This is a genomic window from Mesorhizobium muleiense (genome assembly GCF_900099905.1).
Classification (GTDB): Bacteria; Pseudomonadota; Alphaproteobacteria; order Rhizobiales; family Rhizobiaceae; genus Mesorhizobium; species Mesorhizobium muleiense.
Genome location: NZ_FNEE01000052.1, coordinates 1 through 2,426 on the forward strand (window position 1 = coordinate 1; position 2,426 = coordinate 2,426).

Sequence of the window (2,426 nt, forward strand, 5' to 3'; positions counted from 1 at the left end):
AGCAGTTCGTCGATCTGGCTATTGGGATGGCCGTTGACAATCCTGGTGAGGACATCGCCGAGATAGCCTAGCGGCTCGACACCATTGAGTTTGCAGGTTTCGATCAGCGACGCAACGGCTGCCCAGTGTTCGGCACCGCCATCGGAGCCTGCAAAGAGGGCGTTCTTTCGGTTGAGCGCGATCGGACGGATGGAGCGCTCGACTGTATTGGAGTCGATCTCGATGCGGCCGTCGTCGAGGAAGCGGGTCAGGCCTTCCCAGCGCGAGAGGGTGTAGCGGATCGCCTCGGCGAGCTTGGTCTTCTGGCTGATCAGACCGAGCTTCTCGCGCAGCCAGGGTTCGAGATCGGCGACGGTAGCGCGGCTATTTTCCTGACGCATTGCGCGGCGCTCGTCGGCCGACCGGCCACGGATGTCATCCTCGATCCTGTAGAGCTCGGCGATGCGCCGGAGCGCCTCGCTGGCGATCGGTGCGGGACCGGCGGCTGCCAGTTCATAGAAGCGCCTGCGGACGTGTGCCCAGCAGAAGGCGAGCGTCACGCCGCTTTTCTCGGCCAGCACGCGATAGCCCCCATAGCCGTCGACCTGAAGGATTCCGGTGAAGCCTGCGAGATGAGCGATCGGACGCTCGGCCTTTCGGTCCGGCGCATAGACATAGGCGACGCCCGGCGGGTCGCTCCCCTGCCATGGTCGGTCATCGCGGGCATAGGCCCACAGCTGCCCAGTCTTCGTCTTGCCGCGGCCAGGATCGAGCACCGGCGCCGTGGTTTCGTCGGCGAACAGCTTCGGCGAAGCCTTCAGCTTGCCAAGCAGGCGTTCATGCACCGGACGCAGATGCCAGGCGGCGCGGCCGACCCAGTCGGCGAGCGTGGACCGGTCGAGATTGATGCCCTGCCGGGCATAGATCTGCGCTTGTCGGTAGAGCGGCAGGTGGTCAGCATATTTGGACACCAGCACCTGAGCGACCGTCGCCTCGGTCGGCAAACCGCCCTCGATCAGCCGGGCGGGTGCCGGAGCCTGAACGACCACGTCCTCACAGGCGCGGCAGGCATATTTGGGCCGGCGCACGACGATCACACGCAGCTGCGCCGGAACGATGTCGAGCCGCTCGCTCACGTCCTCACCGATCCGATGCAAGCCATTGCGGCAGCCCGGGCAGGCATGGTCCTCGATGTCGACGACCATCTCCACGCGAGGCAGATGCGCCGGCAGCGAGCCCCGGTTGGCCCGGCGTTTGGCAGTCTTTGCCTGTCGCTGGTCCGGAGAAGCCCTCTCGGCCGCTTCCTCGCCGGCCGCCTCGATCTGTTCGGCCTCTTCGAGCCCCAGCAGCAACTGATCTTCGGGAAGCTTTTCGGCGCGACGGCCGAAGCGATGACGCTGCAATTCCTTGATGATCTGGATCAGCCGGGCATTCTCGACGTCGCGCGCCAGGACCATCGCCTTCAGCGCGTCCGGATCGTCGGGAAGCTGGTCAGCCGTCATCGCCATGAGCGGATCAGACCATATTCGCCGACAGCCCGCGACAGCGCAATCCAGGCTGATTCACTTGGTCGCGGCTCAGCTCGCCTGAACCGGAACACGCGTCCGGCGGGCTTCATGGACCCGCCGCCAGTCGAGACCTTCGAGCAGCGCCGACAGCTGCGCGGCCGTCAGCCGCATCACGCCGTCCTGCACTTTCGGCCAGCGGAACTCCCCATCTTCCAGGCGTTTGGCGTAAAGGCACACGCCTGTGCCATCCCAGAAGATCAGCTTGATCCGGTCCGTCCGCTTCGCCCGGAAGACGTAGACGGCCCCGCTGAACGGATCGGCGCCCATCGTCTCGCGCACCAGCGCAGCCAGCCCCTCCGCACCCTTGCGGAAGTCGACCGGCTTCGTCGCCACCATGACCTTGACCGCGCCCGTCGGCCCGATCACGACGTCGCCTTCAGCGCGCGGATCACTGCGGTCACGGTCTTCGCATCCGCACCCCGGCCAACGCGCATGGTGATGCCGTCGATCTCCAGCTCGATCACACCGGCGTCTCGGGCGGCTTTCTGCTTCCGCCGCCGCCTTGCCGCCGGTTCAGGCCTCGACGCTGCAATCACCGCCGGAACAAACAACGATTCCGGTGCTGCCGGCGCTTCCGCCAACGGCTGACGAGCGGCCCGACGCCAGGCGAACAGCTGCTGCGGGGACAAAGCGTATCGCCGCGCCACCGCACTCACGGTCGCGCCGGCTTCGTAGCTTTCCGCCACGATCCGCACCTTCTCCTCCGGCAGCCATTCGCGCCGCCGACCGGAGCCCGTGAACACCTCGAACCGGCGCGCGGGCTCGTGATCGCTGGATGTAAGCGTAAGCTCTGAAATCGTCATGTGTCGAAGCCCTCAAAGGCTCCGAACATCGTCCCTCACGTCAACGCGCGAAAGGTGCCACCGGAACAGCGCTTAC

Annotated in this window: 3 protein-coding genes; all 3 read right to left on the minus strand. The window is 66.0% G+C overall.

What is annotated here, in order from left to right; genetic code table 11:
- On the minus strand, nt 1-1,487 hold a 1,487-nt coding region (gene tnpC, locus BLT09_RS33280; protein ID WP_091600662.1), incomplete at its 3' end, for an IS66 family transposase.
- Nucleotides 1,488-1,556: 69 nt separating this feature from the next.
- Complete coding sequence (gene tnpB, locus BLT09_RS33285; protein ID WP_091600663.1) at nt 1,557-1,913, minus strand: IS66 family insertion sequence element accessory protein TnpB; 357 nt, start codon at nt 1,911-1,913, stop codon at nt 1,557-1,559.
- On the minus strand, nt 1,910-2,350 hold the full coding sequence (gene tnpA / locus BLT09_RS33290; RefSeq protein WP_091600664.1) for an IS66-like element accessory protein TnpA: 441 nt from the start codon (nt 2,348-2,350) through the stop codon (nt 1,910-1,912). The genes tnpB and tnpA overlap by 4 nt, the downstream gene beginning before the upstream one ends.
- Between the last annotated feature and the right edge of the window lie 76 nt (nt 2,351-2,426).